At 63.1% G+C, this 25,892-nt stretch carries 21 protein-coding genes, 3 rRNA genes and 2 pseudogenes; 7 read left to right on the top strand and 19 right to left on the bottom strand.

Annotated elements, in window-relative coordinates; all coding sequences use genetic code 11:
• Nucleotides 1–40: 40 nt before the first annotated feature.
• The gene (locus tag LKE06_RS25700; RefSeq protein WP_228001938.1) at nt 41–973 is read right to left on the bottom strand and encodes an endonuclease/exonuclease/phosphatase family protein; all 933 of its coding nucleotides are present in this window, start codon (nt 971–973) and stop codon (nt 41–43) included.
• Nucleotides 974–1,349: 376 nt separating this feature from the next.
• Nucleotides 1,350–1,487, bottom strand: a complete 138-nt coding sequence (locus LKE06_RS25705) for a hypothetical protein (RefSeq protein ID WP_228001939.1) — start codon at nt 1,485–1,487, stop codon at nt 1,350–1,352.
• A gap of 103 nt (nt 1,488–1,590) precedes the next feature.
• On the opposite strand from LKE06_RS25705, the gene LKE06_RS25710 reads away from it, so the two are divergent.
• Entirely contained in the window at nt 1,591–1,794 is a 204-nt protein-coding gene (locus tag LKE06_RS25710) for an SRPBCC family protein (protein ID WP_228001940.1), read from the top strand.
• A 102-nt stretch (nt 1,795–1,896) separates the two neighbouring features.
• On the opposite strand, the gene recN is transcribed toward LKE06_RS25710, so the two are convergent.
• The 15 genes and pseudogenes from recN to LKE06_RS25785 form a co-directional block, all read right to left on the bottom strand.
• Nucleotides 1,897–3,666 carry a DNA repair protein RecN gene (gene recN / locus LKE06_RS25715; protein WP_228001941.1) on the bottom strand — a complete coding sequence of 590 codons (1,770 nt, stop codon included), beginning with the start codon at nt 3,664–3,666 and terminating at the stop codon, nt 1,897–1,899.
• Complete coding sequence (locus LKE06_RS25720; protein ID WP_228001942.1) at nt 3,644–4,642, bottom strand: NAD kinase; 999 nt, start codon at nt 4,640–4,642, stop codon at nt 3,644–3,646. The genes recN and LKE06_RS25720 overlap by 23 nt, the downstream gene beginning before the upstream one ends.
• Nucleotides 4,639–5,460 (bottom strand): TlyA family RNA methyltransferase, encoded by an 822-nt coding sequence (locus LKE06_RS25725; protein ID WP_228001943.1) that lies wholly within the window; start codon nt 5,458–5,460, stop codon nt 4,639–4,641. The genes LKE06_RS25720 and LKE06_RS25725 overlap by 4 nt, the downstream gene beginning before the upstream one ends.
• 1 nt (nt 5,461) lies before the next feature.
• Entirely contained in the window at nt 5,462–5,746 is a 285-nt protein-coding gene (locus LKE06_RS25730) for a hypothetical protein (protein ID WP_308188440.1), read from the bottom strand.
• Between the two features lie 25 nt (nt 5,747–5,771).
• The gene (locus LKE06_RS25735; RefSeq protein ID WP_228001944.1) at nt 5,772–6,677 is read right to left on the bottom strand and encodes an HAD-IIA family hydrolase; all 906 of its coding nucleotides are present in this window, start codon (nt 6,675–6,677) and stop codon (nt 5,772–5,774) included.
• 191 nt (nt 6,678–6,868) lie between these two features.
• Nucleotides 6,869–7,351: a MepB family protein gene (locus LKE06_RS25740; protein ID WP_228001945.1), complete on the bottom strand. Its 483-nt coding sequence runs from the start codon at nt 7,349–7,351 to the stop codon at nt 6,869–6,871.
• Between the two features lie 467 nt (nt 7,352–7,818).
• Nucleotides 7,819–8,742, bottom strand: a pseudogene (locus LKE06_RS25745) (tetratricopeptide repeat protein); the annotation flags it as partial.
• Nucleotides 8,743–9,353: 611 nt separating this feature from the next.
• Nucleotides 9,354–9,470, bottom strand: a 5S ribosomal RNA gene (rrf, locus tag LKE06_RS25750).
• A gap of 132 nt (nt 9,471–9,602) precedes the next feature.
• A 23S ribosomal RNA gene (locus LKE06_RS25755) occupies nt 9,603–12,740 on the bottom strand.
• A gap of 331 nt (nt 12,741–13,071) precedes the next feature.
• Nucleotides 13,072–14,588 (bottom strand): 16S ribosomal RNA (locus LKE06_RS25760).
• The 16S, 23S and 5S rRNA genes sit together here, the layout of an rRNA operon.
• Before the next feature lie 513 nt (nt 14,589–15,101).
• Nucleotides 15,102–16,391: a tyrosine--tRNA ligase gene (gene tyrS, locus LKE06_RS25765; protein WP_228001946.1), complete on the bottom strand. Its 1,290-nt coding sequence runs from the start codon at nt 16,389–16,391 to the stop codon at nt 15,102–15,104.
• Nucleotides 16,392–16,568: 177 nt separating this feature from the next.
• Nucleotides 16,569–16,997: a DoxX family protein gene (locus LKE06_RS25770; RefSeq protein WP_228001947.1), complete on the bottom strand. Its 429-nt coding sequence runs from the start codon at nt 16,995–16,997 to the stop codon at nt 16,569–16,571.
• Between the two features lie 119 nt (nt 16,998–17,116).
• The gene (locus LKE06_RS25775) at nt 17,117–17,746 is read right to left on the bottom strand and encodes a DNA-3-methyladenine glycosylase (RefSeq protein WP_228001948.1); all 630 of its coding nucleotides are present in this window, start codon (nt 17,744–17,746) and stop codon (nt 17,117–17,119) included.
• Between the two features lie 74 nt (nt 17,747–17,820).
• A complete protein-coding gene (locus LKE06_RS25780) occupies nt 17,821–18,711 on the bottom strand; it encodes an RNA polymerase sigma-70 factor (protein ID WP_228001949.1) in 891 nt (296 codons plus the stop codon).
• A gap of 36 nt (nt 18,712–18,747) precedes the next feature.
• Nucleotides 18,748–19,890, bottom strand: a complete 1,143-nt coding sequence (locus LKE06_RS25785; protein WP_228001950.1) for an NAD(P)/FAD-dependent oxidoreductase — start codon at nt 19,888–19,890, stop codon at nt 18,748–18,750.
• 392 nt (nt 19,891–20,282) lie between these two features.
• Between LKE06_RS25785 and LKE06_RS25790 the strand changes: the two genes are divergently transcribed.
• The 5 genes from LKE06_RS25790 (at nt 20,283) to LKE06_RS25810 (ending at nt 23,349) form a co-directional block, all read left to right on the top strand.
• Nucleotides 20,283–20,729, top strand: coding sequence for a MarR family transcriptional regulator (locus tag LKE06_RS25790; RefSeq protein ID WP_228001951.1), 447 nt, complete (start codon nt 20,283–20,285; stop codon nt 20,727–20,729).
• 170 nt (nt 20,730–20,899) lie between these two features.
• Nucleotides 20,900–21,133, top strand: coding sequence for a multicopper oxidase domain-containing protein (locus LKE06_RS25795; RefSeq protein ID WP_228001952.1), 234 nt, complete (start codon nt 20,900–20,902; stop codon nt 21,131–21,133).
• Nucleotides 21,134–21,215: 82 nt separating this feature from the next.
• The gene (locus tag LKE06_RS25800) at nt 21,216–21,950 is read left to right on the top strand and encodes an ABC transporter ATP-binding protein (RefSeq protein ID WP_228001953.1); all 735 of its coding nucleotides are present in this window, start codon (nt 21,216–21,218) and stop codon (nt 21,948–21,950) included.
• Nucleotides 21,947–22,714: an ABC transporter permease gene (locus tag LKE06_RS25805; protein WP_228001954.1), complete on the top strand. Its 768-nt coding sequence runs from the start codon at nt 21,947–21,949 to the stop codon at nt 22,712–22,714. The genes LKE06_RS25800 and LKE06_RS25805 overlap by 4 nt, the downstream gene beginning before the upstream one ends.
• On the top strand, nt 22,711–23,349 hold the full coding sequence (locus LKE06_RS25810) for a TetR/AcrR family transcriptional regulator (protein WP_228001955.1): 639 nt from the start codon (nt 22,711–22,713) through the stop codon (nt 23,347–23,349). The genes LKE06_RS25805 and LKE06_RS25810 overlap by 4 nt, the downstream gene beginning before the upstream one ends.
• 36 nt (nt 23,350–23,385) lie before the next feature.
• Here the strand turns inward: LKE06_RS25810 and LKE06_RS25815 are convergent, their stop codons facing one another.
• Complete coding sequence (locus tag LKE06_RS25815) at nt 23,386–23,601, bottom strand: Trm112 family protein (protein ID WP_228001956.1); 216 nt, start codon at nt 23,599–23,601, stop codon at nt 23,386–23,388.
• Nucleotides 23,602–23,946: 345 nt separating this feature from the next.
• On the opposite strand from LKE06_RS25815, the pseudogene LKE06_RS25820 reads away from it, so the two are divergent.
• A pseudogene (locus LKE06_RS25820) lies at nt 23,947–24,863 on the top strand (IS982 family transposase).
• On the opposite strand, the gene LKE06_RS25825 reads toward LKE06_RS25820, so the two are convergent.
• Entirely contained in the window at nt 24,857–25,462 is a 606-nt protein-coding gene (locus LKE06_RS25825; protein ID WP_228001957.1) for a TIGR03086 family metal-binding protein, read from the bottom strand. The pseudogene LKE06_RS25820 and the gene LKE06_RS25825 overlap by 7 nt on opposite strands.
• Between the last annotated feature and the right edge of the window lie 430 nt (nt 25,463–25,892).

The following is a 25,892-nucleotide window of genomic DNA, read 5'->3' on the forward strand; positions in this document are numbered from 1 at the left end:
GGCGGCCGACGCGATGGCGTCGCCGCAGCGCCGCGTGATGCTAGCCCGCAGCGTTCGCCTGTCGCGCGGCGATGAGCTGTTGCCGGAGTGCCGGCTCGTTGATCTGGTAGTCCGCCCATACTGGGAAGTGATCGGACTGGACGCGGCCGACTCCACTGGCAACGACACTGAACTCCGACGTGGCGCCGACCTGATCCGGCGCACCAGGCCAGGGGACGGTCTTCGTCCCGGGAGGCAACGCCATACGCACACCGAGATCGTCGACGATGTCGCCGTAAACCTTTCCCGGTTCCGGAGTATTGAAATCACCGCCCAGTATGGCGGGCCGACCTTCGACCATCGAACGCATCGTGCGTCCGTTCGCCAAGGCATCCCCCACACCCTCACCGTGTGCGTAGCTTGCTTGCAGGAACTCATACGGACTCGGGTGGGTGGTGAGGTGGGTGACGCCGGCAATCTCGACCGCCTGGGCCTGGCGTTCGAACGGCACGGTCGGCCGGCCGTTGAACTTCAATTTCGTCAAGGGGACCGGAAGTAGCTTCGTGTGGGCTGCTTCGATCGGTAACCGGCTGAGCACAGCAATGCTCAAGGTCTTGCTGGTGTCCATATGCGACGGGCACATCTTCGTTTCGAACACGTGCGGATAGCCGGCCCGCTCGGCCAAAGCCGTCGCGGTAGAGCCGAACAGACCGACCTCGGATTCCTGGATATAGACGACGTCGGCATCCATGCGGCGCAACACCTTTGCGAAGTAGTCCAGGTCGACCTGGCCGTAGTCGAAGGCGGTTTTCGAGCGGACCGGACGCGCACCAGCGATGTTCCAGGACGCGACCCGCAACTGCCTCTCACGAAGCCTCGCGTTTGCCGCGCTGCTGCGGGCGGGTAGACCGAGCGACACCCAAGAGTCGGATTCGGCCGCCGTGCGGGCGACACGGGACCCGCCTACGTAGTCGCCGCCATCGAAGGCATCCACCGCGTGGTCGGTTCTACGGCCGAAACCACGTAGTCCGGTGGCCCGATCACCGGCAATGGCGTCGATATCACGCTCCAGGAACCTTGTGATCTGGCAGAACTTCTCAGCGATGATTTTGCTGATCAGGACGTCACCTTCGACCTCTCACCACACCCAGCCTCGATGAACTCCCTGCCTCGAACGTCATCCCGGCCGCGCGAAGCACCCACGACGCTATCAAGATCGACACACAAATTGTTGGCACAGGCATGAGCGCCGGATGCATCCTTTCCACTCGACAAACGACCCCAGCCGAACCGACGCGCGACCGCTTCGTGCCCATCGCGACGTGCCCTCGGTGATGTCGAGCCCTGTGCGTGGCCGGTCATGAGCCCACCTAGGCGAGCGCCACCGCCTGGCACACCTGGATGGCACGCAGGATTGTCACCGACGTCGCGGCGACAACAATCACGAACCTGTCCACGACGATGCCGGCATATATCCACAGTCGGCCGGACCGAACAGGCGAACCCATCTTCACAATGCTGTACGGAACGGCCGTCGCAATCGTGGCGCCGACGGCCTAAACCCGACTCGTCGGGCTGGCGCGCGCAATTCGAGTGGTGCCCGGTGAGCGCATGGAATACAAGATCGTCAAAGGTGCGCCCGTCAAACGCCACATCGGCATCGTCACCTTCACCGACGCCGAGAGCGGCGGCACTGCGGTCTCCTACACAATGGAATCGGAACCGAGCCTGCCGGTGCCGTCCACGATGCTGGAATTCGGCCTCCGCAACCTGATCAACCAGTTCATCAACGGCGCGAGGAAGGCCGTGCGCTGATCCGGAAGGGCATGTCCCGCCCCTTCCCGAAATCGTGCTGCGGGATCGAGAAGGGTTGCAGGCGAACCCTTTAGGGCCGCAGACCGACCATCTGTGTTCCGGTCAGGCCGGTGCTCGTTCGGCGCGGGCAGTTTCCAGGAGTTCCTCCGCATGCGCACGGCCGGTTTCGGTGTCGTCCAACCCCGCGAGCATGCGAGCCAATTCGATGACCCGCTCATCCTTGGTCAGCGCCCGGACACCGCTATTGACCTTGCCCTTGCCATCGTCGGACTTGTCCACCACCAGATGGGTGTCGGCGAACGCCGCGACCTGTGGGAGGTGGGTCACCACAATGACCTGATGGGTGCGCGCGAGCCGCGCCAGCCTACGCCCGATCTCGACCGCCGCACGGCCACCGACACCGGCATCTACCTCGTCGAACACCATCGTCGCGCCGTGATCGGAACTGGCGAGCACCACTTCCAGCGCCAGCATCACGCGCGAAAGCTCACCGCCGGACGCACTCTTGCTCAACGGCAGCGACTGCGCGCCGGAGTGCGCCGACAACCGGAACTCCACCTCGTCCACACCATTCGAACCGGCGTGTAACTCGCTCCCCCCGACACTCAACGGCGCGGAATCCTGCGGATTCGCGGGCACCGGACGTACCTCGACCTCCAGCCGCGCCTTACCCATCGCCAAGCCACCGAGTTCGGCGCTCACCAAGGAGGCGAGTTTGCTCGCGGCTTTGGTCCGCGCTGCGGTCAGCTTGCGGGCCGCCTCACAGACCCGTTCGGCCGCGATATCCACCGCGGCGCCCAGCTTGGCCACCGCCTCGTCGGACACATCGAGTGAATCCAGCCGGGAGCGCGCATCATCAGCCCAGGCGAGCACACCATCAATATCGGGCGCGTACTTGCGAGTGAGCGTTTTCAGCTCCCCCTGCCTGGTCAGGAGCGAATCCAGGGCTCCAGGATCCGACGGCAAGCCCGATAGATAGCTGCTGAGTTCGGTGGTCAGGTCGACCACCGCCGCGACGGCCTCGCCCAGCCGGGGCGCGAGCGCCACCAGCGCGGGATCCTCGGCCGACTCGATACGAGAACGCGCGACCCCGAGTAATTCCAGCGCGCCGGAACCTTCTTCGGGCGCATCGGCCGGGCCGGCCAATGCGTCATGCGCGGTGGCCGCCGCCTCACGCAGCGAATCCAGATCACTGAGCCGACGTACCTCGGCGACAATGCGGATATCCTCGCCGGGCTCCGGTGCGACAGCATCGATTTCGGTGAGCGAATGCTTCAGCCGGTCCGCCTCCAGCGCGAGTTCCCTACTGCGCGCGGTACGTTCGAGCAACTCGGTGCGCGCATCGAGCCACGACCGCCGCCGGTTTCGATACGTGCGGAGCAAGGGGCTGACGGTCTCTGCGGCGAACTGATCCAAGGCGGACAACTGCTGTTCCGGACGCTGCAGTCGCAGCTGGTCATTCTGGCCGTGCACGGTCAACAATGAGGCGGTGAAATCGGCGAGTACCGCGGCCGGAACACCGCGACCGCCGAGATGCGCGCGCGATCGCCCGTCACTGCCGACGGTCCGGATCGCAATAATGCTGCCGTCGTCATCGGCTTCGGCCGCAGCCGATTCCAGTACCTGGCCGACCTCGAGACGCGCCGCGTCGTTGACGTCCTCGACCGTGAACCGGCCCTCCACCACGGCGCGCGCGGCACCGAGCCGCACCCGGCCCGCATCGGCACGCGCCCCACTGAGCAGGTGCAGGCTGGTGACCACCATGGTCTTGCCCGCGCCGGTCTCGCCGGTCAGTACCGTCAGACCCTCATGGAATTGCGCAGTGGCCGTGGATATGACGCCAAGTCCGTCAATCCTGATCTCTGTCAGCACGTGTGCTCTCCGTTCGCCGTCGGCCACGCCAGCCTGTCACGGGCAATTGGAATTTGCGCACCATCCGGTCCGCGAACGGCGCGGAATCCAACCGCACCCAGCGCACCGGCTCAGCGCCCCGGACCGCCTCGACCCGCCCGCCCTTCGGCAATGCGAGAGTGCGCCTGCCATCCAGGAAAACTAGCGCATCATGGCCCGTCGCCACGGATTCGACCGCGATCCTGGACTCCGGACTGGTCACCAGGGGCCGCGCGAACAATGCGTGCGCGTTACTCGGAATCACCAGCAGCGCTTCGAGTTCCGGCCACACAACGGGACCACCCGCGGAAAAAGCGTACGCCGTCGATCCGGTGGGGGTCGAGATCAGGATGCCATCGCAGCCGAACTGCGATACCGGACGTCCATCGACCTCGAGCACCACTTCGAGCACACCCATCCGGGCCGCATTCTCGATGCTGGCCTCATTCAGCGCCCAACCGGTTTCGACGACCTCATCGTCGACTCGGACGCTGACATCGATGGTCATTCGATGCTCGATGCGATAGTCCCCGCGGACCACCTGGCCGAGCGCCTCGTCGAGATGCTCCGCCTCGGCCTCGGTGAGAAATCCGATGCGCCCCAGATTGATTCCGAGCACCGGCACCGCAGCGGGCCTGGCCAGTTCGGCGGCGCGAAGGAAGGTTCCGTCGCCACCGAGCACCAGCACCATCTCGCAACCCACCGCCGCGTCCGGGCAGTGCTCGACCACACGAACCGGATAGCCGCCCGGTGCCGCCACCGCCGATGCACCCGGCTCCGCGCAGTCGGCATCGACATCGAATCGGGTGCCCTCCGCCTCATCGGCGAGTACCCGCAGCCCGATTCCCGCGTCCGCGAATATCTTCGCCACCCGATGGGCGGTCTCGATGATCTCCGCACGACCTGGATGCGAAACCAGCAGAATCTCCCGGCCGCCGGACGGTGACTGCGCGTTCACTGTGGCCCCTCCTCAACCGCACGCTCGACGAGAGCCGCGACCTGCTCGCCGTCGTACTCGAACCGCCCATCTTTCCGCAGCCACACAAAGTACTCGACATTGCCGGACGGGCCGGGCAGCGGGCTGGCTACAACCGCCTTGGTGCGCAGCCCCAATTCGGCTGCCGCGGCAGCGACATCGCGCACCACCTCGGCGCGCAACGCCGGATCCCGCACCACACCGCCGGAACCTACGCGCTCCTTGCCCACCTCGAACTGTGGTTTCACCATGGGCAGCAGATCCGCGCCCGGCGCCGAGCACGCGGCCAGCGCGGGTAACACCAGTCCCAGGGAGATGAACGACAGATCGCCCACCACCAATTCGACGGTCCCGCCGATCGTTTCGGTAGTCAGGGCGCGGACATTGGTGCGGTCGAACACGCGCACCCGCTCGTCGTTGCGCAACCGCCAGATCAATTGGCCGTAACCGACATCGACGGCAACCACCTCACGCGCCTGCTTCGACAGCAGGACGTCGGTGAACCCGCCCGTCGAAGCACCCGCGTCCAGACAACGCTTACCCGCGATGGTCAACCCCACGGGTTCGAACGCCTCCAGCGCCCCGAGTAACTTATGCGCGCCACGCGACGCCCACGACACCTCGTCGGGCTTCGCGCGCACCACCAGCGGTGTGCCCGTCTCAACGGCAGTCGCGGCCTTCACAGCGACAGTCCCGGCTATTAGGACGCGACCCGCGCCGATCAGCTCGACCGCGTGTTCTCGCGATCTCGCCAACCCGCGGCGAACCAGTTCAGCGTCCACCCGCGCGCGCCTGGCCACCTCAGATCTTGTCCACCGTGGCCAGTGCCTGGACGAGCACCTCGTGTGCCTGCTCCAGGATTCGGGCACGACGAGTGATATCGGCGCCGGATTCAGTGTTCTCGGGCACCCCCGTACGGGTGTCGAGCTCGGCGAGCAGGCTGTCGACATCGGCGCGAATCCGGGCCGGGTCCGCCGGTTCCTGGCGCCCATGCGCACCCGGCAAATGCCGGCCGGGCATCGGCACCGCTTGGCGGGACCCGGTTTGGCCCGGCCCGGGGATATCGGGCCGATTCGGTCGGAACATCGGAGTACTCATCGTGAAGTCAACGCTATCGGATTTCCGGACGAGACGCCCGCACCATCACGGCTCGGCCGGGGTTACGCCGCAACCGGTCGGCCAGGTCCACAATGCCGCCCGGTTCGGCCGTACCGTCCACCGCCGGGTAGTTGAGTGCGTCCAGCGAATCCGTGACATAGGTGGGAATCAGCTCGTCAGGAGCATCGCGTAACTCGTCGAGGGTGCTCACCCCGGTCAAGACCAGCAACGATTCCAGGCCCACCCGATTCGCACCCTCGATGTCGGTGTCGAGGCGATCACCGATCACCAGCGCATCGCGTGTACCGGCACGAACAAGCGCATCCTCCAGCAACGGAGCGTACGGCTTGCCCGCCACGACCGGCTCACGCCCCGAAGCGGTGCGCAACGCCGCGACCATCGCGCCGTTGCCCGGCGCGAGGCCACGCTCATTCGGCAGCGTCTTGTCGGTGTTGGCGGCAACCCACAGCGCGTCGGCCCGCAGCGCATAAGCAGCCTCGGCCAGATCCGGCCAGCCGGTTTCCGGCGAATGCCCCTGCACCACAGCAGCGGGCGCGACACCGTTGAATCGGCGAACCGGCCGCAAGCCCACAGCGTCGACCTCCGCGGCAAGGTCGTCGGTGCCGACGATCAGCACAGTCGCGTCGGGCTCGAGTCGTTCGGCAAGCAGCCGCGCGGCCGCCTGCGCACTGGTCACCACGTCATCGATGGTCGCCGGAAAGCCGAGCTCGGACAGATGCCGGGCAACCACCTCCGGACCGCGACTGGCATTGTTCGTCACGTAGACGAGCCGCTGCGGCGCAGACGTGCCTCCCGACGCCAGCGCCTCCGGTGCGCCCTCGATCACCGCGTCACCGCGATACAACGTGCCGTCCAGATCCAGCAGCAGGGCTTCGTAGCGATCTCGTAGCCGCTTCACACCAATCTCACTCCATGTCACCGGTCGGCACGATTGCCGAACTCTCACCTACACCGGTCGTGCCCGGCGTTCATGCCGACGCTGCCGCGGATCGACGAATGTCGACGCCTCGGAAGCACATCGCACATTACGCCGACCACCCGACCGAATCCGAACCCGTCAGCGACGCCGGCCGCGCGTGATGACGCGACTCACGTTTGTGTGTAGAGCTGTCGGGCGCGAGCAATATCAACGCGCCCATTTTCGGGAAGGTGCAGAAAAAACTCCAACTGCCACGCCTGCGCCGCATGAGCCTGACGGTTCGTTGTCTCCACCCATGGCGGGTAGCACCGAAATCCGCGCTTACCACCCGAACCATCAACCGAGACAATATCTTTCGAACACAAGGCCTGGCACGGAAAGACGAACTGTCCGAAGTGTCCCTCGGTGCGAGTGCTGATGACGAAAAGGGCCACACCATCGCTGCGATCGAACGGCCGAATCGGTCCGTCCGCGCGACGTTGCCACACCGTCACAAATTGTCCGACCTTCGTGGGAGTCGTCTTGCCGACCCGGAACCGCACCGAACGACCGTCGACGGTGAACCCGCAAGCGCCGTATTCGGCACTTTCCGGCTCCGGCACCGGCGCGGAACACGTGAAGCCGCCCGATTCGAACAGCCGCGATTTCACCACCGATAGGTCCGCATGAGCCGACCATGGCTCCACTGCCCTACCTGATGCCAATGCTCCGCCCACCTTTCTCGACGGATTGCCGTCAACTACCGGGCTTTTCCCCGGAGGCATCACAGGTAACGCACCTGTCAGCTCGCAGCACCGGTTCGCCGGTTGAGATCGGCGGACGCGGCGTGGACGGGCAGGCCGATTCCATCCTCAGCCCGGCCGGGCCGATGCCATAGCCGTTGACTTTTGACCTTTGACGATGGCACCGGCACCGGTGAGCAGCGGCCAATCCGTTACAGGCCAGAACGCCTTGATACCGGTCCACGCGCAGCTCTCCGAGCAGTACGTGCGCCACTGGACCTTCTCGGTGAACTAGCCACAGCCTGGTCGAACTGGCCCAGGCCCCATTCGGGCCGGGTGTTCCCGATAACCGGGTCGATCCCACTTCGTGAACACGATGTTCGGGACGGCCCTGGACGTCACACGTCGGTGTCACCTGTCAGTTCCGCGGCACGTTCCTCGGCATCGGTTTCGCCGTCGAGATCCGCCGACGCAGCGTTCAGGAACCAGGTAAGGCCGTCGTCGGTGCGACCGGCAGCGACTAGTGCGTCGGCATAGGCGTAGAACAGCCGGGCAGCGGTAGAACCGCTGCGGGACGGGTCGAGTTCGGGCGTCTGCAAAACAACCACGGCCTGGTCGAACTGCCCGAGATCCATTCGAGCGCCAGCAACCACAATGCGCAGCTCGGTGGCCTCATCGCCGCTCAGCGCACGGGCCTCGTCGCTGCGTCCGAGTTCGATGGCACGTTCGGGCCGCCCAAGACCGCGCTCACAATCCGCCATCACGGCGAGCAAGCCGGAACCACCCGACATCCGGCGCGCTGTGCGCAGTTCGGACAGAGCCTCGGCCCATTCACCCGCGTGATAAGCGGTCACACCCGCAGTTTCGCGTACCACCGCAATACGGCCTGCGCGCTGCCGCGCGGCACGTGCATGCGCGAGTGCCAGACCCGGATCGTCATCGATCAGGCGGGCCGCCATCAGCAGATGGCGCGCCACGGTCTCAGCGTTCCCCTTATCGAGGCTCAGCAGGTCCCGACGGACAGCGGGCTCCAACTCGGCGGCCTCGACATCATCGGGCAGATCCGGCTCCTCGGGACGCGGCGGACGCCGATCGAGCGAGCGACCGCCAGCAGCTCCAGCACGCGCACCCTCGCCGCCGCGGCGCCGATCCGGCGCCGCATCACCACGCTGATTCCAGTTGACACGGCCCGATCCACCACTCTCACCAGCATCATCGCGACGTTTGAATCCACCACGCCGACCCGAATCCTCACGGCGTTCGAACCCGCCACGATCGCCCCCACTCCGCGGCGCGGAATCGCCACGAGAATCGAACCTGCCACGCTGCCCCGAAGCACCACCGCGATCGGAACCACCTCGGTCACCGGTGTCGTCACGCCGGTTGAAACCACCTCGGTCACCGGAATCGCCACGCCGATTGAACCCGCCTGCACTGGAATCGCCTTGCCTGTTGGCATCTCCCCCACGGTTGAATCCGCCGCGTTCTCCCGAATCGCTACGCCGGGCGGCACCACCGCGGTCACCGGATTCGGTGCGCTGTTTGAAGCCACCACGCTCCCCGGAGCTGCCGCTGCGTTTGAAGCCACCGCGCTGATCCGAGCCGCGAGACGATCCTTGGCGATCACCGCCGGCACGATCCGGACGGCTCTGGGACGAACGCCCATCCGAACCGCGATCACGGGACGACCGATCGGCGTCCTTGCCACGCTGACCGGATCCAGAGGCAGGGGTGTCACGCCGGAAGGACTTCCGGTTGTCGTCCTGTTCCGACACGGTGGTCCCTTTCTAGTTCCGCAAGAGTGGTCGGGTGCTCCCCAAATTGAAGCACGCGCCGACGGTAGAGCTTGGCACGCATGGCTAGAGATGGGCACTGGAAGGTACCCAAACGCCGAAAGGGGACCCAGATTCTGGGTCCCCTTTCGCGAATGATGTTCCGGCGGTGTCCTACTCTCCCACACCCTGTCGAGTGCAGTACCATCGGCGCTGGCAGGCTTAGCTTCCGGGTTCGGAATGGGACCGGGCGTTTCCCTGCCGCTATGGCCGCCGTAACTCTATGAAACTATCCACACCCGCAGCATCAGTACCCCACCCCGATAGATTCCTCTATCGGAAGGATCAACTTGATACTGCAGTGTCTGTGTGTTGTTTCAGATACTGCACAGTGGACGCGTAGCTTCTTTGTTGGTAAGTCCTCGGCCGATTAGTACCAGTCACCTACACCCGTTACCGGGCTTCCAGTTCTGGCCTATCAACCCCATGGTCTGTGGGGGGCCTTAACCACTCGAAGGTGGTGAGAAACCTCATCTTGGAACAGGCTTCCCGCTTAGATGCTTTCAGCGGTTATCCCTTCCGAACGTAGCTAACCAGCAGTGCTCCTGGCGGAACAACTGGCACACCAGAGGTTCGTCCGTCCCGGTCCTCTCGTACTAGGGACAGCCTTCCTCAAGTTTCTTAACGCGCGCGGCGGATAGAGACCGAACTGTCTCACGACGTTCTAAACCCAGCTCGCGTGCCGCTTTAATGGGCGAACAGCCCAACCCTTGGGACCTACTCCAGCCCCAGGATGCGACGAGCCGACATCGAGGTGCCAAACCATCCCGTCGATATGGACTCTTGGGGAAGATCAGCCTGTTATCCCCGGGGTACCTTTTATCCGTTGAGCGACACCGCTTCCACTTGCCGGTGCCGGATCACTAGTCCCGACTTTCGTCCCTGCTCGAGCTGTCGCTCTCACAGTCAAGCTCCCTTGTGCACTTGCACTCGACACCTGATTGCCAACCAGGCTGAGGGAACCTTTGGGCGCCTCCGTTACATTTTAGGAGGCAACCGCCCCAGTTAAACTACCCACCAGGCACTGTCCCTGAACCAGATCATGGTCCGAGGTTAGAGGTCCAATACGATCAGAGTGGTATTTCAACGACGACTCCACACACACTAGCGTGCATGCTTCACAGTCTCCCACCTATCCTACACAAACCGTACCGAACACCAATACCAAGCTATAGTGAAGGTCCCGGGGTCTTTTCGTCCTGCCGCGCGTAACGAGCATCTTTACTCGTAATGCAATTTCGCCGAGTCTGTGGTTGAGACAGCAGAGAAGTCGTTACGCCATTCGTGCAGGTCGGAACTTACCCGACAAGGAATTTCGCTACCTTAGGATGGTTATAGTTACCACCGCCGTTTACCGGGGCTTAAATTCTCAGCTTCGCCACCCAAGGGCAGCTAACCGGTCCTCTTAACCTTCCGGCACCGGGCAGGCGTCAGTCCGTATACATCGTCTTACGACTTCGCACGGACCTGTGTTTTTAGTAAACAGTCGCTTCTCTCTGGTCTCTGCGACCCAACCCAGCTCCAGAAGTAAATTCCATCACCAGATCGGGTCCCCCTTCTCCCGAAGTTACGGGGGCATTTTGCCGAGTTCCTTAACCACAGTTCTCTCGATCGCCTTAGTATTCTCTACCTGACCACCTGTGTCGGTTTGGGGTACGGGCCGTGCACCAACTCACTAGAGGCTTTTCTCGGCAGCATAGGATCACTGAATTCGCCTCAATCGGCTACGCATCACCTCTCAGGCTTATGCAACACGGATTTACCTATGTTGCGCCCTACAGGCTTACACCAGTACAACCACTGACTGGCCCAGCTACCTTCCTGCGTCACCCCATCGCTTGACTACTACCAGCCGGGGTCTCGTGCATCCCCTCACCCGAGACCCGAAGGTCTTCTCGGAGGTTCAGGACAATTAGCACAACTGATTCATCATGGGCGCGGATACACGGGTACGGGAATATCAACCCGTTGTCCATCGACTACGCCTGTCGGCCTCGCCTTAGGTCCCGACTCACCCTGGGCGGATTAACCTGGCCCAGGAACCCTTGGTCATTCGGCGGACGAGTTTCTCACTCGTCTTTCGCTACTCATGCCTGCATTCTCACTCGCATAGCCTCCACGACTGGATCACTCCGCCGCTTCCCTGGCTACACGACGCTCCCCTACCCATCCACACCACTGGATAATCTCCCGCAGAAGAAAATCGGTGTTACGCGTGAATGCCGCGGCTTCGGCGGTGTACTTGAGCCCCGCTACATTGTCGGCGCAGGATCACTTGACCAGTGAGCTATTACGCACTCTTTCAAGGGTGGCTGCTTCTAAGCCAACCTCCTGGTTGTCTTCGCGACCCCACATCCTTTTCCACTTAGTACACGCTTAGGGGCCTTAGCCGGCGATCTGGGCTGTTTCCCTCTCGACTACGAAGCTTATCCCCCGCAGTCTCACTGCCACGCTCTCACACACCGGCATTCGGAGTTTGGCTGATTTCGGTAAGCTTGTAGGCCCCCTAGACCATCCAGTAGCTCTACCTCCGGCGTGAAACACGTGACGCTGCACCTAAATGCATTTCGGGGAGAACCAGCTATCACGGAGTTTGATTGGCCTTTCACCCCTACCCACAACTCATCCCCTCAGTTTTCAACCTAAGTGGGTTCGGGCCTCCACGACGTCTTACCGTCGCTTCACCCTGGCCATGGGTAGATCACTCCGCTTCGGGTCTAGAACACGCGACTGAAAACGCCCTATTCGGACTCGCTTTCGCTACGGCTACCCCACACGGGTTAACCTCGCCACATGCCACTAACTCGCAGGCTCATTCTTCAAAAGGCACGCCATCACCCACCACAGTAAACTGTGCACAAGCTCTGACGGATTGTAAGCGCACGGTTTCAGGTACTATTTCACTCCCCTCCCGGGGTACTTTTCACCTTTCCCTCACGGTACTAGTCCGCTATCGGTCACCAGGGAGTATTCAGGCTTACCGGGTGGTCCCGGCAGATTCACAGCAGATTTCACGGGCCCGCTGCTACTCGGGTACTCACTACAAGAGAGAACACGTTTTCGTCTACCGGACTCTCACCGTCTACGGCAGGCCATCCCAGACCACTTCGACTAACGCATTCTTTTCTGACTCCCGCTCAGTCCGGCAGAACCAAGAAAATGAGCCCCACAACCCCAAAAACGCAACGCCTGCCGGCTATCACACGCTCCTGGTTTAGCCTCTTCCGCTTTCGCTCGCCACTACTCACGGAATCACTATTGTTTTCTCTTCCTGTGGGTACTGAGATGTTTCACTTCCCCACGTTCCCTCCACACACCCTATATATTCAGATGCGGGTAACACGACATCACTCGTGCTGGGTTTCCCCATTCGGAAATCCTCGGATCTCAGCTCGGTTGACAGCTCCCCGAGGCTTATCGCAGCCTCCTACGTCCTTCATCGGCTCCTGGTGCCAAGGCATCCACCGTACGCTCTTAAACACTTACTAACAAAGATGCTCGCGTCCACTGTGCAGTTCTCAAACAACACACCCACTCAAACCTCACACCTGCACCAGCAGAAGACCTTCCAGCCTCCCCGGTATGAACAGAAAATCCGAGCGGATCGTCGTATTACCTCGAAAGAAACACTCGCGTGTTCTTTCAGGACCCAACAGTGTGCCGATATATCCTCGCGAGCCGGTCATGTAACCGCCCCGAATACGAGAAACTTGTCAGTGTTCCACCCATGAGCGTCCGCAGTCCTACGAATGAGAACTAAACGGTCTCTGCCACAACCACACTCACCTATGTGAGGCGTCATGGAGATGTGCTCCTTAGAAAGGAGGTGATCCAGCCGCACCTTCCGGTACGGCTACCTTGTTACGACTTCGTCCCAATCGCCAATCCCACCTTCGACGGCTCCCTCCACAAGGGTTAGGCCACCGGCTTCGGGTGTTACCGACTTTCATGACGTGACGGGCGGTGTGTACAAGGCCCGGGAACGTATTCACCGCAGCGTTGCTGATCTGCGATTACTAGCGACTCCAACTTCACGGGGTCGAGTTGCAGACCCCGATCCGAACTGAGACCAGCTTTAAGGGATTCGCTCCACCTCACGGTCTCGCAGCCCTCTGTACTGGCCATTGTAGCATGTGTGAAGCCCTGGACATAAGGGGCATGATGACTTGACGTCGTCCCCACCTTCCTCCGAGTTGACCCCGGCAGTCTCTCACGAGTCCCCGCCATTACGCGCTGGCAACATAAGATAAGGGTTGCGCTCGTTGCGGGACTTAACCCAACATCTCACGACACGAGCTGACGACAGCCATGCACCACCTGTACACCAACCACAAGGGGGCACCTATCTCTAGGTGTTTCTGGTGTATGTCAAACCCAGGTAAGGTTCTTCGCGTTGCATCGAATTAATCCACATGCTCCGCCGCTTGTGCGGGCCCCCGTCAATTCCTTTGAGTTTTAGCCTTGCGGCCGTACTCCCCAGGCGGGGTACTTAATGCGTTAGCTACGGCACGGATCCCGTGGAAGGAAACCCACACCTAGTACCCACCGTTTACGGCGTGGACTACCAGGGTATCTAATCCTGTTCGCTACCCACGCTTTCGCTTCTCAGCGTCAGTTACTTCCCAGAGACCCGCCTTCGCCACCGGTGTTCCTCCTGATATCTGCGCATTTCACCGCTACACCAGGAATTCCAGTCTCCCCTGAAGTACTCAAGTCTGCCCGTATCGCCCGCAAGCTTGGGGTTGAGCCCCAAGTTTTCACGGACGACGCGACAAACCGCCTACAAGCTCTTTACGCCCAGTAATTCCGGACAACGCTCGCACCCTACGTATTACCGCGGCTGCTGGCACGTAGTTGGCCGGTGCTTCTTCTACAGGTACCGTCACTCACGCTTCGTCCCTGTCGAAAGAGGTTTACAACCCGAAGGCCGTCATCCCTCACGCGGCGTCGCTGCATCAGGCTTTCGCCCATTGTGCAATATTCCCCACTGCTGCCTCCCGTAGGAGTCTGGGCCGTGTCTCAGTCCCAGTGTGGCCGGTCACCCTCTCAGGTCGGCTACCCGTCGTCGCCTTGGTAGGCCATTACCCCACCAACAAGCTGATAGGCCGCGGGCCCATCTCACACCGATAAATCTTTCCACCACAAACCATGCGATCCGTGGTCATATCCGGTATTAGACCCAGTTTCCCAAGCTTATCCCGAAGTGCGAGGCAGATCACCCACGTGTTACTCACCCGTTCGCCGCTCGTGTACCCCGAAAGGCCTTACCGCTCGACTTGCATGTGTTAAGCACGCCGCCAGCGTTCGTCCTGAGCCAGGATCAAACTCTCCGTTGAAGACTCTCGAAACACCCCAAAAGGAGCGAATCAGAAATATCTAAACTAGAGTCCGAAAACCCAGCAAAACAAAACGCCAGCAAAAAACTTTGCTGACTAAATGTCCGACCCACCCAAACGGGGGTTTGAGGAGCCGGAACCAATAAAAATTGGCACTGACATTCATCGACACACTATTGAGTTCTCAAAGAACACACGCACACAACTTACCCCTAGATTCTCTCCAGAGTCTTGCTGAGGCAACTTTTCCAGCCTAGTCGACCGTCCTGACGGAGTCAAGTCCGCTCGTGCGATCGGTGTAGCTGACAGTCAGGCGCTCCTCGTCCTACCTCGTTTCCCTGGCCTCTCGGCTCCGGGTCGGTGTCCGTGTCGCTCTGACTTGGATAAAGTTACGCGGCGGAGAACGACGAGTCAAATCCGCACTACACGCATGTAATTTCGCAGGTCAGAGGGTACGCACACCGGCCGGAAACCGGTTCGGGCCACTGAAATGTGACCCGAACCACGTTAACTTCACGCACTTGTCCGCAGTACGCCGGCGAAGTTCCGCTTGCCTCGACGCAGCACCAGCCAACGTCCGTGCAGGTAGTCGGTATCGGCGGGGGTCCAATCGAGGTCGGAGATCCGCTCGTTGTTCACCGACGCTCCCCCCTCGTTCACCGCACGACGAGCGGCACCGCGGCTCTCCGACAGGCCGGTGGCCACCAATAGGTCGACGATCGTGGGACGTTCGCCCGTTCCGATTTCGGCGACAGCTCCGTCGACGGCGGCTTCGCGTAGTGCGCTCGCCAGTGTCGGCTCATCGAGCTCACGCAGGTCCGCGCGACCGAAGAGAGCCTGGCTCGCGAGTTGGACCGCGCGAGTATTCGCCGCTCCGTGCACCAGCGTTGTCATTTCCTCGGCCAGCTTGCGTTGCGCTTCGCGCGCGTGCGGGCGCTCGGCCGTCGCCGTCTCGAGCTCCGCCAGTTCCTCGCGCGAGAGGAAGGTGAACCAGCGCAGGTAGCGGACGACATCGGCGTCGACGGTATTCACGAAGTACTGGTACCAGGCGTATGGGCTGGTCATCTCCGGATCCAGCCAGAGGCTGCCGCCACCGGTCGACTTACCGAACTTCTTGCCGTCGGCGGCGGTCACCAGCGGCACGGTCAGCGCGTGGACCGCGGCACTGTCGACCCGCCGGTTCAGCTCGACGCCCGCGATGATGTTTCCCCACTGGTCGGAACCGCCGACCTGCAGTGTGCAGCCGTACTGACGGCGTAGCTGCAGGTAGTCGTTGGCTTGCAACAGCATGTAGCTGAACTCGGTGTAGGAGATGCCCTCACCATCGAGGCGGCGCTTGACCGTGTCGCGGGCGAGCATGACGTTTATCGAGAAGTGCTTGCCGATATCGCGGAGGAAGTCGACGGTGGACAATTGCCCGGTCCAGTCCATGTTGTTGGCGATGACCGCACCGGTCGGCGAATCGTCGAGGTCGACGAAGCGCTCGAGTTGCGAGCGGATCCGCTCGGACCATTCGGCCACGGTGTCAGTGGAGTTCATGGTGCGTTCGCCGACGTCGCGTGGGTCGCCGATCAGTCCGGTCGCGCCGCCCGCCAACACAATCGGCCGGTTGCCCGCACGCTGGAAGCGCTTCAGCGCCAGCAGCGGGACCAGGTGACCCGCGTGCAGGCTGGCGGCGGTGGGGTCGAATCCGGCATAGAGGGTCAGTGGACCCACAGCCAGCGCAGAGCGCAGGGCGTCCAGGTCGGTGGACTGCGCGATCAGCCCGCGCCAGGTCAGTTCATCGATGATGTCGCCGCTCACGCTGTCCCATCTTTCCGCACGGTTGCCGATGTCCGGTGTGCGCCTCAGTGTCGACGGTCCGTGCCGTGCGGGTCGAGCGAATTTACGCGGCGGGCAGGGTTCGTCATGGCGCACAAAGCACGATCGACGGATCCGAGAGTCCGTCGATCGCGTCGTTCGATGGAGTTTTCGGATTACTCAGCGGGACAACATTTCCCGCATGGCGAGAATGCTGTCTCGGCGCTGCCAGGCGATCCATCCGAACACCACGACGAGCACCAGTGGGAAGACGGCGAGCGCCGGAGCGCCGAGGATGAACGCCTGGGTCGCTGCGGCACACACCACGGTGATGGACAGCCCGGCCGATGCCAGTCCGCTCAGCCGCGGCACCAGCAGGCCGACGCCGCCGGCTATCTCGACGACGCCGGTGAAGTACCGGAACCATTCACCGAGACCGATGTCGTGGAAGATACGCACGGCGTCCTCTTGGCCGACGAGCTTGGGCAGACCCGACGCGATGATGAAGAACAGTCCCAGCACTATTTGCAGGGTCCACAGTGTGCGGTTCAGATTCTTGGACGGGTGGACGGTCGTGGTGGCGGATCCGGTGGGGGCGATGGCGGTCATTGGTTCGATCCTTCGGTCGTAGCTGCGAGTGGGTGTCGCGCGCTTGCCAGATAGGACGGAGGCCACCGCGCAAACTCATCGCCGCTACCGAAGTTGGCGACCAGTCCGGGATTGACCGATCAGGATGCTTCGTCGATTCGCGGCGCTCGGGGACTACGCCGGTAGACCGAAACCGCGGCGGATGCGGGCAGCCAGAACCGCCACGGCTGCTCGGCCGCGGTACTGACGCCGACGCGCGGGCCGCTGGCGATCTCGGCGGCGTCGAGCTCACCGCTCAATTCCAGGCGGATCGGTGACGAGGTATCCAGCAGCGCAGTTCCGTAGTCGCCCAACGTGATTCCCAGGCTGCTACTGAGGTTGCCCGGGCCGCGAGCCAGGTCTGCGTCGGTGCGGGCGGCGGGTCGCCGGGAGCGCGCGACCTGCAGACCGTCGACCACCTCCCCGGATCGGATGAGCACGGCACTCGCCGTGCCGTCGGGGCCGCTCGTCACGTTGATGCAGGTGTGCACGCCGTAGCTGAGGTACACGTACAAGATTCCGGCAGGCCCGAACATGACCGCGTTGCGTTTGGTCGGCCCGCGCCCGGAGTGGGATGCCGGGTCCGGCCAGGGCCCTGCCGGGTCCCCGCCGTATGCCTCCACCTCCACGATTCGTACTCCGACGGGGCCCGATCGCATGGTGGCCCCGAGCAGTCGGCGGGCGGCGGCGGGCGGGTCGACCGCAAGTTCATCGGCACACACGGCGGCCATTGTCCTCGATCTCGCGGCAGCCCATTGGTGGCCGCCCCCGAACGCGGTGCGCCGGGCCTGGCGCGCTCAGGGGTTCAGCCCAGGGGGTCGGTCCCCAAGGACAAGCCTGCGAGTTTGTTCGGATTGACCTGGAATCGCAGGTTCCGAATGCGGCCGTCGACGAGGTCATAGGTGAAAGCGGCGACCGGCGCGCCGCCGAGGAGCGCGAGCACGCCGAGTTCGCCGTTGATGACGGCCGGTTCCAGTTCGAAGCCGGCGACGAAGGGTTTGGCAAGCACGCCGAGGACCCACCTGGCCACATGGTCGGGCCCGTACAACGGGCGCCGAGCGGCGGTGACCACGCCACCGCCATCGGACCATGAGGTGACGTCGGGGGCGAGCAGGTCCATGAGCGCATTGAGATCGCCCCCGGCGCATGCGGCCATGAACTGTTCGGTGACGTGATCGCGTTCGGCCTGATCGGTGTCGAATCGGGGCCTGCGCGCCTGCACGTGCGTGCGGGCGCGGTGCGCGATCTGACGGACGGTGGCCTCGGGCTTATCGAGGGTGTCGGCGATCTCGGCGTGTGTGTAGCCGAATACCTCGCGTAACAGGAAGACCGCGCGTTCCATGGGGCTCAGCGTCTCGAGCACCACCAGCATCGCGGTGGAGACGGTGTCGGCCAACTCAGCATCCTCCGCGACATTCGGTGTGGTCAGGATGGGCTCGGGAAGCCAAGGGCCGATGTATGTTTCGCGGGTCGCCTTGGCGGAGGTGAGCCTGTTCAACGACAGGTTGGTGACGGTCCGGACCAGATAGGACTTGGGATGGCGCACCGCGCTCCGGTCGATCTCGTTCCATTTGAGCCAGGTGTCCTGCAGGATGTCCTCGGCGTCGGTGACGGTTCCCAGCATCCGGTAGGCGGTCGCGAAAAGCAGCCGCCGATGCTCGAGGAACGGATCCTGCTCGGAGGTGTCATCAACCATCAGCCCAATACTCCTCAGTCGGAAGTGGGTGGCCAGCTACAGGGAAACCGCGATGTTCATCTTCTTGCTCATCTTGAACAACGGCACCGGGCTGCTGCTGACGATTTCCTTATAACGCGCGGCGGCCCGGCCGGTCAGGTATCCGCGCCGTGGGGAATCGTCGGCCCTGGTGAACTGGATGACACCGTCGTGGCGGCCCAGGCTGACCGGCTGGTGGAAGTAGCCGAACCGGAATGGCCGCACTTTCTTGCCACGCAGTTCGCGCGCGATGGTGTCGGCTGTATAGGCGGCGGTCGGCATACCGCTCTGGCAGGTGCCATGGATCAGACCCCATGCCTGGCGGACCGCAGCCGCGTCACCGATGGCGTGAATGTCGGGGTGCGAGATGGAGCGCAGGGTCGAGTCGACGACGATCAGGCCGCGCGCATCGGTTTCGATGCCTGCCTGTGCGGCCAGCGGGGACGCCCGCACGCCGGAGGTCCACAGGGTCAGATCCGAATCGACGAGTTCGCCGTCGGCAAGTTCGACCGCGTTGGGCAACACCTTGGCGACGGGAACGCCAACCTTGCGGATGACACCGAGCCGATCCATTGCGTGGTTGAGGTAGGCGCGGGCTTTGTCGCCCATCACGGCGCCGAGCTCGCCGCCGCTGACCAGCGTGACCTGCACGCCGGGATGGCTATCGGCGATTTCGGCCGCGGCCTCGATACCGGTAAGTCCGCCGCCGCACACCGTCACGGTGCCGTGGTCGGCCGCGACCACGGCGAGGTGTTCGGAGAAGCGGTGCGCGGTTCGGGGGTCGTTCAGGGTGCAGGCATGGACGGCCGCCCCGGGGACGATGCTGGTATCGGTGCTGCTGCCCAGCGCGTAGATCAGGGTGTCGTAGTCCAGGACAGCCGCGGCGCCGAAAGTGATCCGATGACGGTCCGGGTCGATGGAAGTTGCCCAGCCCTGGACGAATTCGACACTGGTTCCCGCCAGCAGCCCCGGGATCTCATGGTCGGCCAACTCTTGGCCCGCGGCGATCTGATGCATCCGGAGACGCTCGGTGAAGCGGGCGGACGGATTGACCAACGTGATATGGACGTCGAGTCCGCGGGTCCGCCGGGCCAGTCGCAGCGCGGCCAGCATGCCGCTGTAGCCGGCACCGAGGATGACGATCCGCTGTTCGGAATTCATGGCGCTCTCCCATGGTTTGTGCCACCGGGATTGGTATGTATCAGGTGGTGGCAACCATGGGACAAGCCACCGTCCGCGAACGTGACACGCCATTGATGTGATCCACGCCATTAGTTTGGCGCCCGCCCGGATTCAGGCCTTACCGAGGGCTTCGCGCCGGATGAGCTGGAACAGACTCGGGTTATCGGTCGTGGTGGCGACGCTGATTGTGGTACGTAGAACCGCTCGTCCTCAGCAAGTCGTAACAGGCTCGCCGCCAGGTCGACGCGGGCGGTATGCCGATAATCGACGTGCCCCACGGCCATTGTGTAATCGGTGACGGCGGGTAGCTCGTACAACCCACCGGAACGCACGATGGTCCAGTTGAGATCACTCGCCCGCAGCACCGACAGTTGGCCAATGCCGTCAAAGAGTCGCTGCGCGACCTGAATATCCAACTGGCACTGCTCAATCGGCAGTTCGGCACCAAGATCGAACTGAAGGACGCCGACTGGCAGTGCCTGGACCTCATCAATCGGCACGGCCCGCTCAGCCCCGGCGCCCTCGCCAAGCTTGCAGGCCTGCACCCCGCAACCATGACCGGAATACTCGACCGATTGCAGCGCGGCCGCTGGATCACCCGTGCGCGTGACCCCGAGGCGGCCGACCGACGCGCCGTCACGGTGCGCGCGACCCGAGATCGCGCCCCCGAGATCTACCGCATGCTCTCCGGCATGAACACCCGGATGGACGAGCTCTGCGAGCAATACACCGACGCCGAGCTCGCGCTGATCGCGGGATTCCTGCGCCGCACCGCCGACGCCGGGCGCGACGCCACCACCGAACTCGCGAGCGAGTGACACCCGCACCACCGCGCTTGAATCAGGGGGCTCCCCGATGTGCCGATGCCTACTGTCGTGGCATGTTTCGGTTTCTCGGCCACGTCGGTGGTGCCGATTGCTCGTATTCCGCCACGACTGCATGCCGCACAACTTCCACATCCATGATGTGCAGTTTTCGGGTGCCGGCGATGAACGGTGACGCGCCACCCGCCGCGGTGACCGGACCGAAGGACACGGTGTTCCTGCCGCCCAACGCCACGGCGAAACTGGCAATGCGGTTCGACGGCCCCGCCGATCCGAACGTGCCGTACATGCATCACTGCCATCTGCTTTGGCGCGAGGACCAGGGAATGACGGGCCAGTTCGTGGTGGTGGTGGATCCCGGCGGATCAGCGGGCGCGCCACTGCACCACGGGCACTGAGACGCGGGGTCTTGCCTCGTCGAACGGGTCGCGCTAAATTCATCATGTTGTGAATTCAACACTCGATGAATTGAGGCGTCCCATGCCGGACCTGCTCTCATCCCCCGCCGTTGACATCCGGAACCTAACGGTCCGCCGTGGGGGGCGCGAAGTTCTGCACGATCTGTCGCTGACCATTCCGCGCGGTTCGATCACCGGGTTGCTCGGTCCATCGGGTTGCGGCAAAACCACGCTGATGCGCTGCATCGTCGGCACCCAGATTGTGGCGTCCGGCGAAATCTCAGCGCTCGGCCTGCCCGCCGGTGCCAAGCAATTGCGTCTTCGCATTGGTTATGTGACGCAAGCACCGAGCATCTACAACGACATCAGCGTCCGCGAGAATGTCGCGTATTACGCGGCGCTCTACGGTCGCGACCGCGACGCCACCGATACCGCGATCACCGCGGTCGGACTGCTGGAACACGAGCATCAGCGTGGCGACGAACTGTCCGGCGGTCAGCAGACCCGCGCCTCGCTGGCCTGCGCGCTGGTGGCCCAGCCGGACATGCTGGTGCTCGATGAGCCGACAGTCGGCCTGGATCCTGTACTGCGCGTTGATCTTTGGAAACAGTTTAAAGAATTGGCGGCCGGCGGGACGACGCTACTGGTCTCCAGTCATGTCATGGACGAGGCCGAACACTGCGACCGCCTGCTGCTGATGCGCGATGGACACCTACTCGCGCAGTTGAGCCCGGACGAATTGCGGACCGAGACCGGCGAACAGAACCTCGAACACGCATTTCTTTCCCTGATCACGAGGGAAGGGACACGATCATGAGCGGCCCAACCCTGCGTCCCTACGCCGCGACAACCTCGCGCATTCTGCGCCAGTTGCGCAACGATCACCGCACGATCGCAATGATTCTCGTCGTCCCCGCCGTGCTCATGGCATTGCTGTACTTCATCTACAAGGACACCCCGAAGAACCCGCTCAGCCCGATCTCGCTGTTCGATCGGGTCGGGATCAGCATGCTCGGCATTCTGCCGTTCATCGTGATGTTCCTGATCACCGCGATCGCCATGCAGCGCGAACGCAGCTCGGGGACCCTGGAACGGCTGCTGACCACTCCCCTGTCCAAGATCGATCTGCTTGCCGGATACGGGTCGGCGTTCTCCCTCGCCGCCGCCGGGCAGGCAGTGGTGGCGTGCCTGGTGGCTTTCGGCCTACTCGGCCTCGAGTCGGCGGGCAGTCCGGGCTGGGTGGTGTTGATCGCGGTGGTGGACGCGGTCTGCGGCGTCGCCCTCGGCTTGCTGGCAAGCGCTTTCGCGCGCACCGAATTTCAGGCAGTGCAGTTCATGCCGTTGGTGGTCGCACCGCAAATCTTCCTGTGCGGACTGCTGGTTCCGCGTTCGCAGCTGCCGGGCTGGCTGGAGGCGATCAGCAATGTAATGCCGCTGAGCTACGCGGTCGATGCGCTGCAACAGGTTTCGACCCATTCCGAGGTGACTGGCGCGATGTGGCGTGACCTGTTGGTCGTCGCGGGGTTCGCGGGCGTCGCGCTATGTCTCGGCGCCGCGACGCTACGGCGGCGGACGGAATGACGGCACGCAATGGCGTAAGCGGCGAGAGTGAACCTGCGCCACGTACCGGGCGCAGACCGGGCCGGTCCGGCTCCCGCGAGACGATCCTCGTTGCCGCGCGCGCCCGGTTCGCCGCGCTGGGCTTCGACAAAACCTCGATCCGCGCGGTGGCCACCGACGCCGGAGTCGATCCGGCGCTGGTCCACCACTACTTCGGGACCAAACAGCAGCTTTTCGCCACAGTCGTCGAACTACCGGTGGACCCGGAGGCGACCTTGCGTGTCATCGAGTCCGCGCCGCTGGATGAACTCGGGGCAACCATTCTGCACGGGGTCATGACGGTGTGGGACTCCCCCGCTGGGCCCGGAGTGGTCGCGGCGGTGCGCAGCCTCCTCGCAGGCGGCGATATGGCGCTAGCAAGGACATTCCTACTGGACGTCGTGCTCGAACGGGTGAGGTTGCGGATCGCGACCCCCGATGATGACGGCCGGACCCGCGTCGCACTGGTCGCCACCCAAATGATCGGCGTACTCGTCGCACGCAAGATCATCGGCGTCGAACCGATCGCCTCGATGGCCATCCCCGACCTGATCGCCGCAGTCGGCCCAACACTGCAGCGCTACCTGACCGGCGAAATCGATCCTGCCGCAACATAATTCACCCGAGCACCCACCGACTCAGGAATCGAGCGCCTAGCTGGTGAAGGTGGCGTGTTCGGTGTCGGTGACGTCGCGAGCTTCGTCGATCAGCAGCACCGGGATGCCGTTGTCGACGGGGTAGGCCCGGCGCAGGCGGGGGTTGTAGAGGAGGCTGCTGCCGTCGGCGGTGTGGACCAGCCGCAGGGGACCTTTGTCCTGCGGACAGGCCAACAGGCTCAACAACGTCGCGTCCAAGGTGGTTTCCGACATAGTCGATAACCTACCGTCGCCGATTTGGGTACAGAACAGTCGGTGCCGCACCACCCCCCACGTGTCCACTCCCCACGCCACCATTTCCCGAGCCCAGCACGAAATCGATCCCCCCCAACTGCTGTGCACAGAAGAAGTCGGTGCCGCACGAGCCCACCCACGCGCCCACTAGACGATTGATTCCAAGGGGTGCGGTGTTGCGCCGTCGCGAATCGAGCAGGTTGAACAGAAGGGCCGCCGCACCCGGTGCAACCCAGTCAATCTTGCCGATGCCACGTTGAATTATGTTGTGGCGCTTGGTAGATCGTAGATGATAGTAGGCGCGAGGGTATCCATGATCATTGTGTGAAGAACGACGTGGATACCCTCGCTACCGCACTCTATGTCACCGTGGACGACCTGCTCAGGGCATCGCCGGACCTCGCGCCGGCGCGGCCGAAGGTCGGGATCGTGCCGAAACTCGAAGACGCCGAACTGGTGACGTTGGCGGTCATGCAAGCGCTGCTGGGCTTCACCTCCGAAGCCCGCTGGTTACGGCACGCCCGCAAGCACCTTCGGCACCTGTTTCGTTATCTGCCTGAACAGCCCGGCTACAACAAACGACTCCGGAAGGCGTGTCCGTGCTGATCAAGGGCGTAATCAGGGCTCTGTCGATCGAAACGAACTTGTGGACCGACGACGTGTGGGTAGTCGATTCCACACCGGTCGAGTGTGGTCGATCCAAAGAGACGGTGCGCCGCTCCGAGCTGGCCGGATGGGCAGAGTACGGGTACTGCGCTTCGCATGCCCGCTACTTTTGGGGCCTGCGGCTGCACCTGGTCTGCACCCTGGGTGGTCTCCCGATCGGGTTCGCGCTGGTAGGCGCGAAGCCGACGAACGCCAGACACTGCTCGACATCCTCGCTGTCAACCCCAGCCTTGTTGGTGAACGCCCAGGTCAGACGTTTGATCGGCGACAAGAACTACTTCAGCAAAGAGTTCGAGGCGTCCCTGGCCGATCAAGGTCTGCAACTGTTGCGCCCGGCACGAAAAGGCGAGGCCGAACGTCCCGGCGCCGGCCTGTTCAAGCCACTACGCCAAACCATCGAATCGATCAACCAGACCCTCAAAGGACAGCTCGACCTGGAGCGACACGGCGGACGCACCCCGGACGGAGTCGCCGTGCGCGTCTTGCAACGCCTCCTCGCCATGACCGCCGCGATCTGGCACAACGACAAAACCGGCGCACCCATCCGCCGATCCCTCACTGACTACGATCATTGACCAAAGCAACCCACGCGCCACAGCGGCGACCGGCCCATACGGTGCAGCAGCCGTTCTTGCTTTGATACGCCAGAAGTACCAGTGGGGGCGGCGAAAAACCTGTGCGTGGATTCAGGGTCGATCGGTGTCTCGACCAGGTCGGCGTATATCTCACCGAGTTGATCGCTGATCCACGTCACAAGCTCCGGATGCAGTGTGTCGTCCGCGTCGAGCGCCTGAGCGAGGTCCCACGTGTGAATCGTGCTGTCGGTGATCCGAACCGCAAGCGCCTGCTGACCGGAGACCTTCCCCAGTGGGTAGTCCAGAATCCGTTGCATCACACCCGGCTTACCGAATGCCCGAACGCACTCGTCGGCTGATCGAACGAAGGCGTCCACCGGGTCCGTCCCGAGCGCATCGACCTCCCGCGTCCGAAGGAAATCTGCTGCTGTCCCGCCCTCCAACAACTCGACATAGTTCAGGTTTCCCCGGGTCATGTGATTCACCAGGTGGCGCACATTCCATTCCGAGCAGGGAGTCGGCCAATCCCACTGCGCCTGTTGAATATTCCGCAGCGCCCGCTCGAACTCTGCACTGGCCAGCACGAACTTATCGATCATTCAATCCAGCATGGTAGCCCAGCAGCTTCATCGCTAGCGAGTATCAGACATCCAACTCTGAATAACGAGCCGCCGTCCGGCATCGGCCTACGAGCCGACCGATCGGCACGCGCACCGGCTTGCGGGTTCACCAGCCAACGCCGCACAGCAGGCTCAGACCCCTTGGAATTACTCGTCTAGGCGCGACACCAATTTTCGAGCGCAGCGAGACCGAGCCCCTCAACTGCCAAACCACAGCACCTATCTGTGTACAGAATCGGTCGGTGCCGCACGAGCCCTCTTGCGTGCCCACTGGGCGCGACACCAGTTTTCGAGCGTAGCGAGATCGAGCACTAGAGTTCGCGGCCGGCTCGGACGCGAGCCATAGGGGCCGCGAACACGCAGCGCCGCAGGCGCTGCCAAACAACACAGCCGCACCAGCGGCCAAAAC

This window comes from Nocardia australiensis, from assembly GCF_020733705.1.
Classification (GTDB): domain Bacteria; phylum Actinomycetota; class Actinomycetes; order Mycobacteriales; family Mycobacteriaceae; genus Nocardia; species Nocardia australiensis.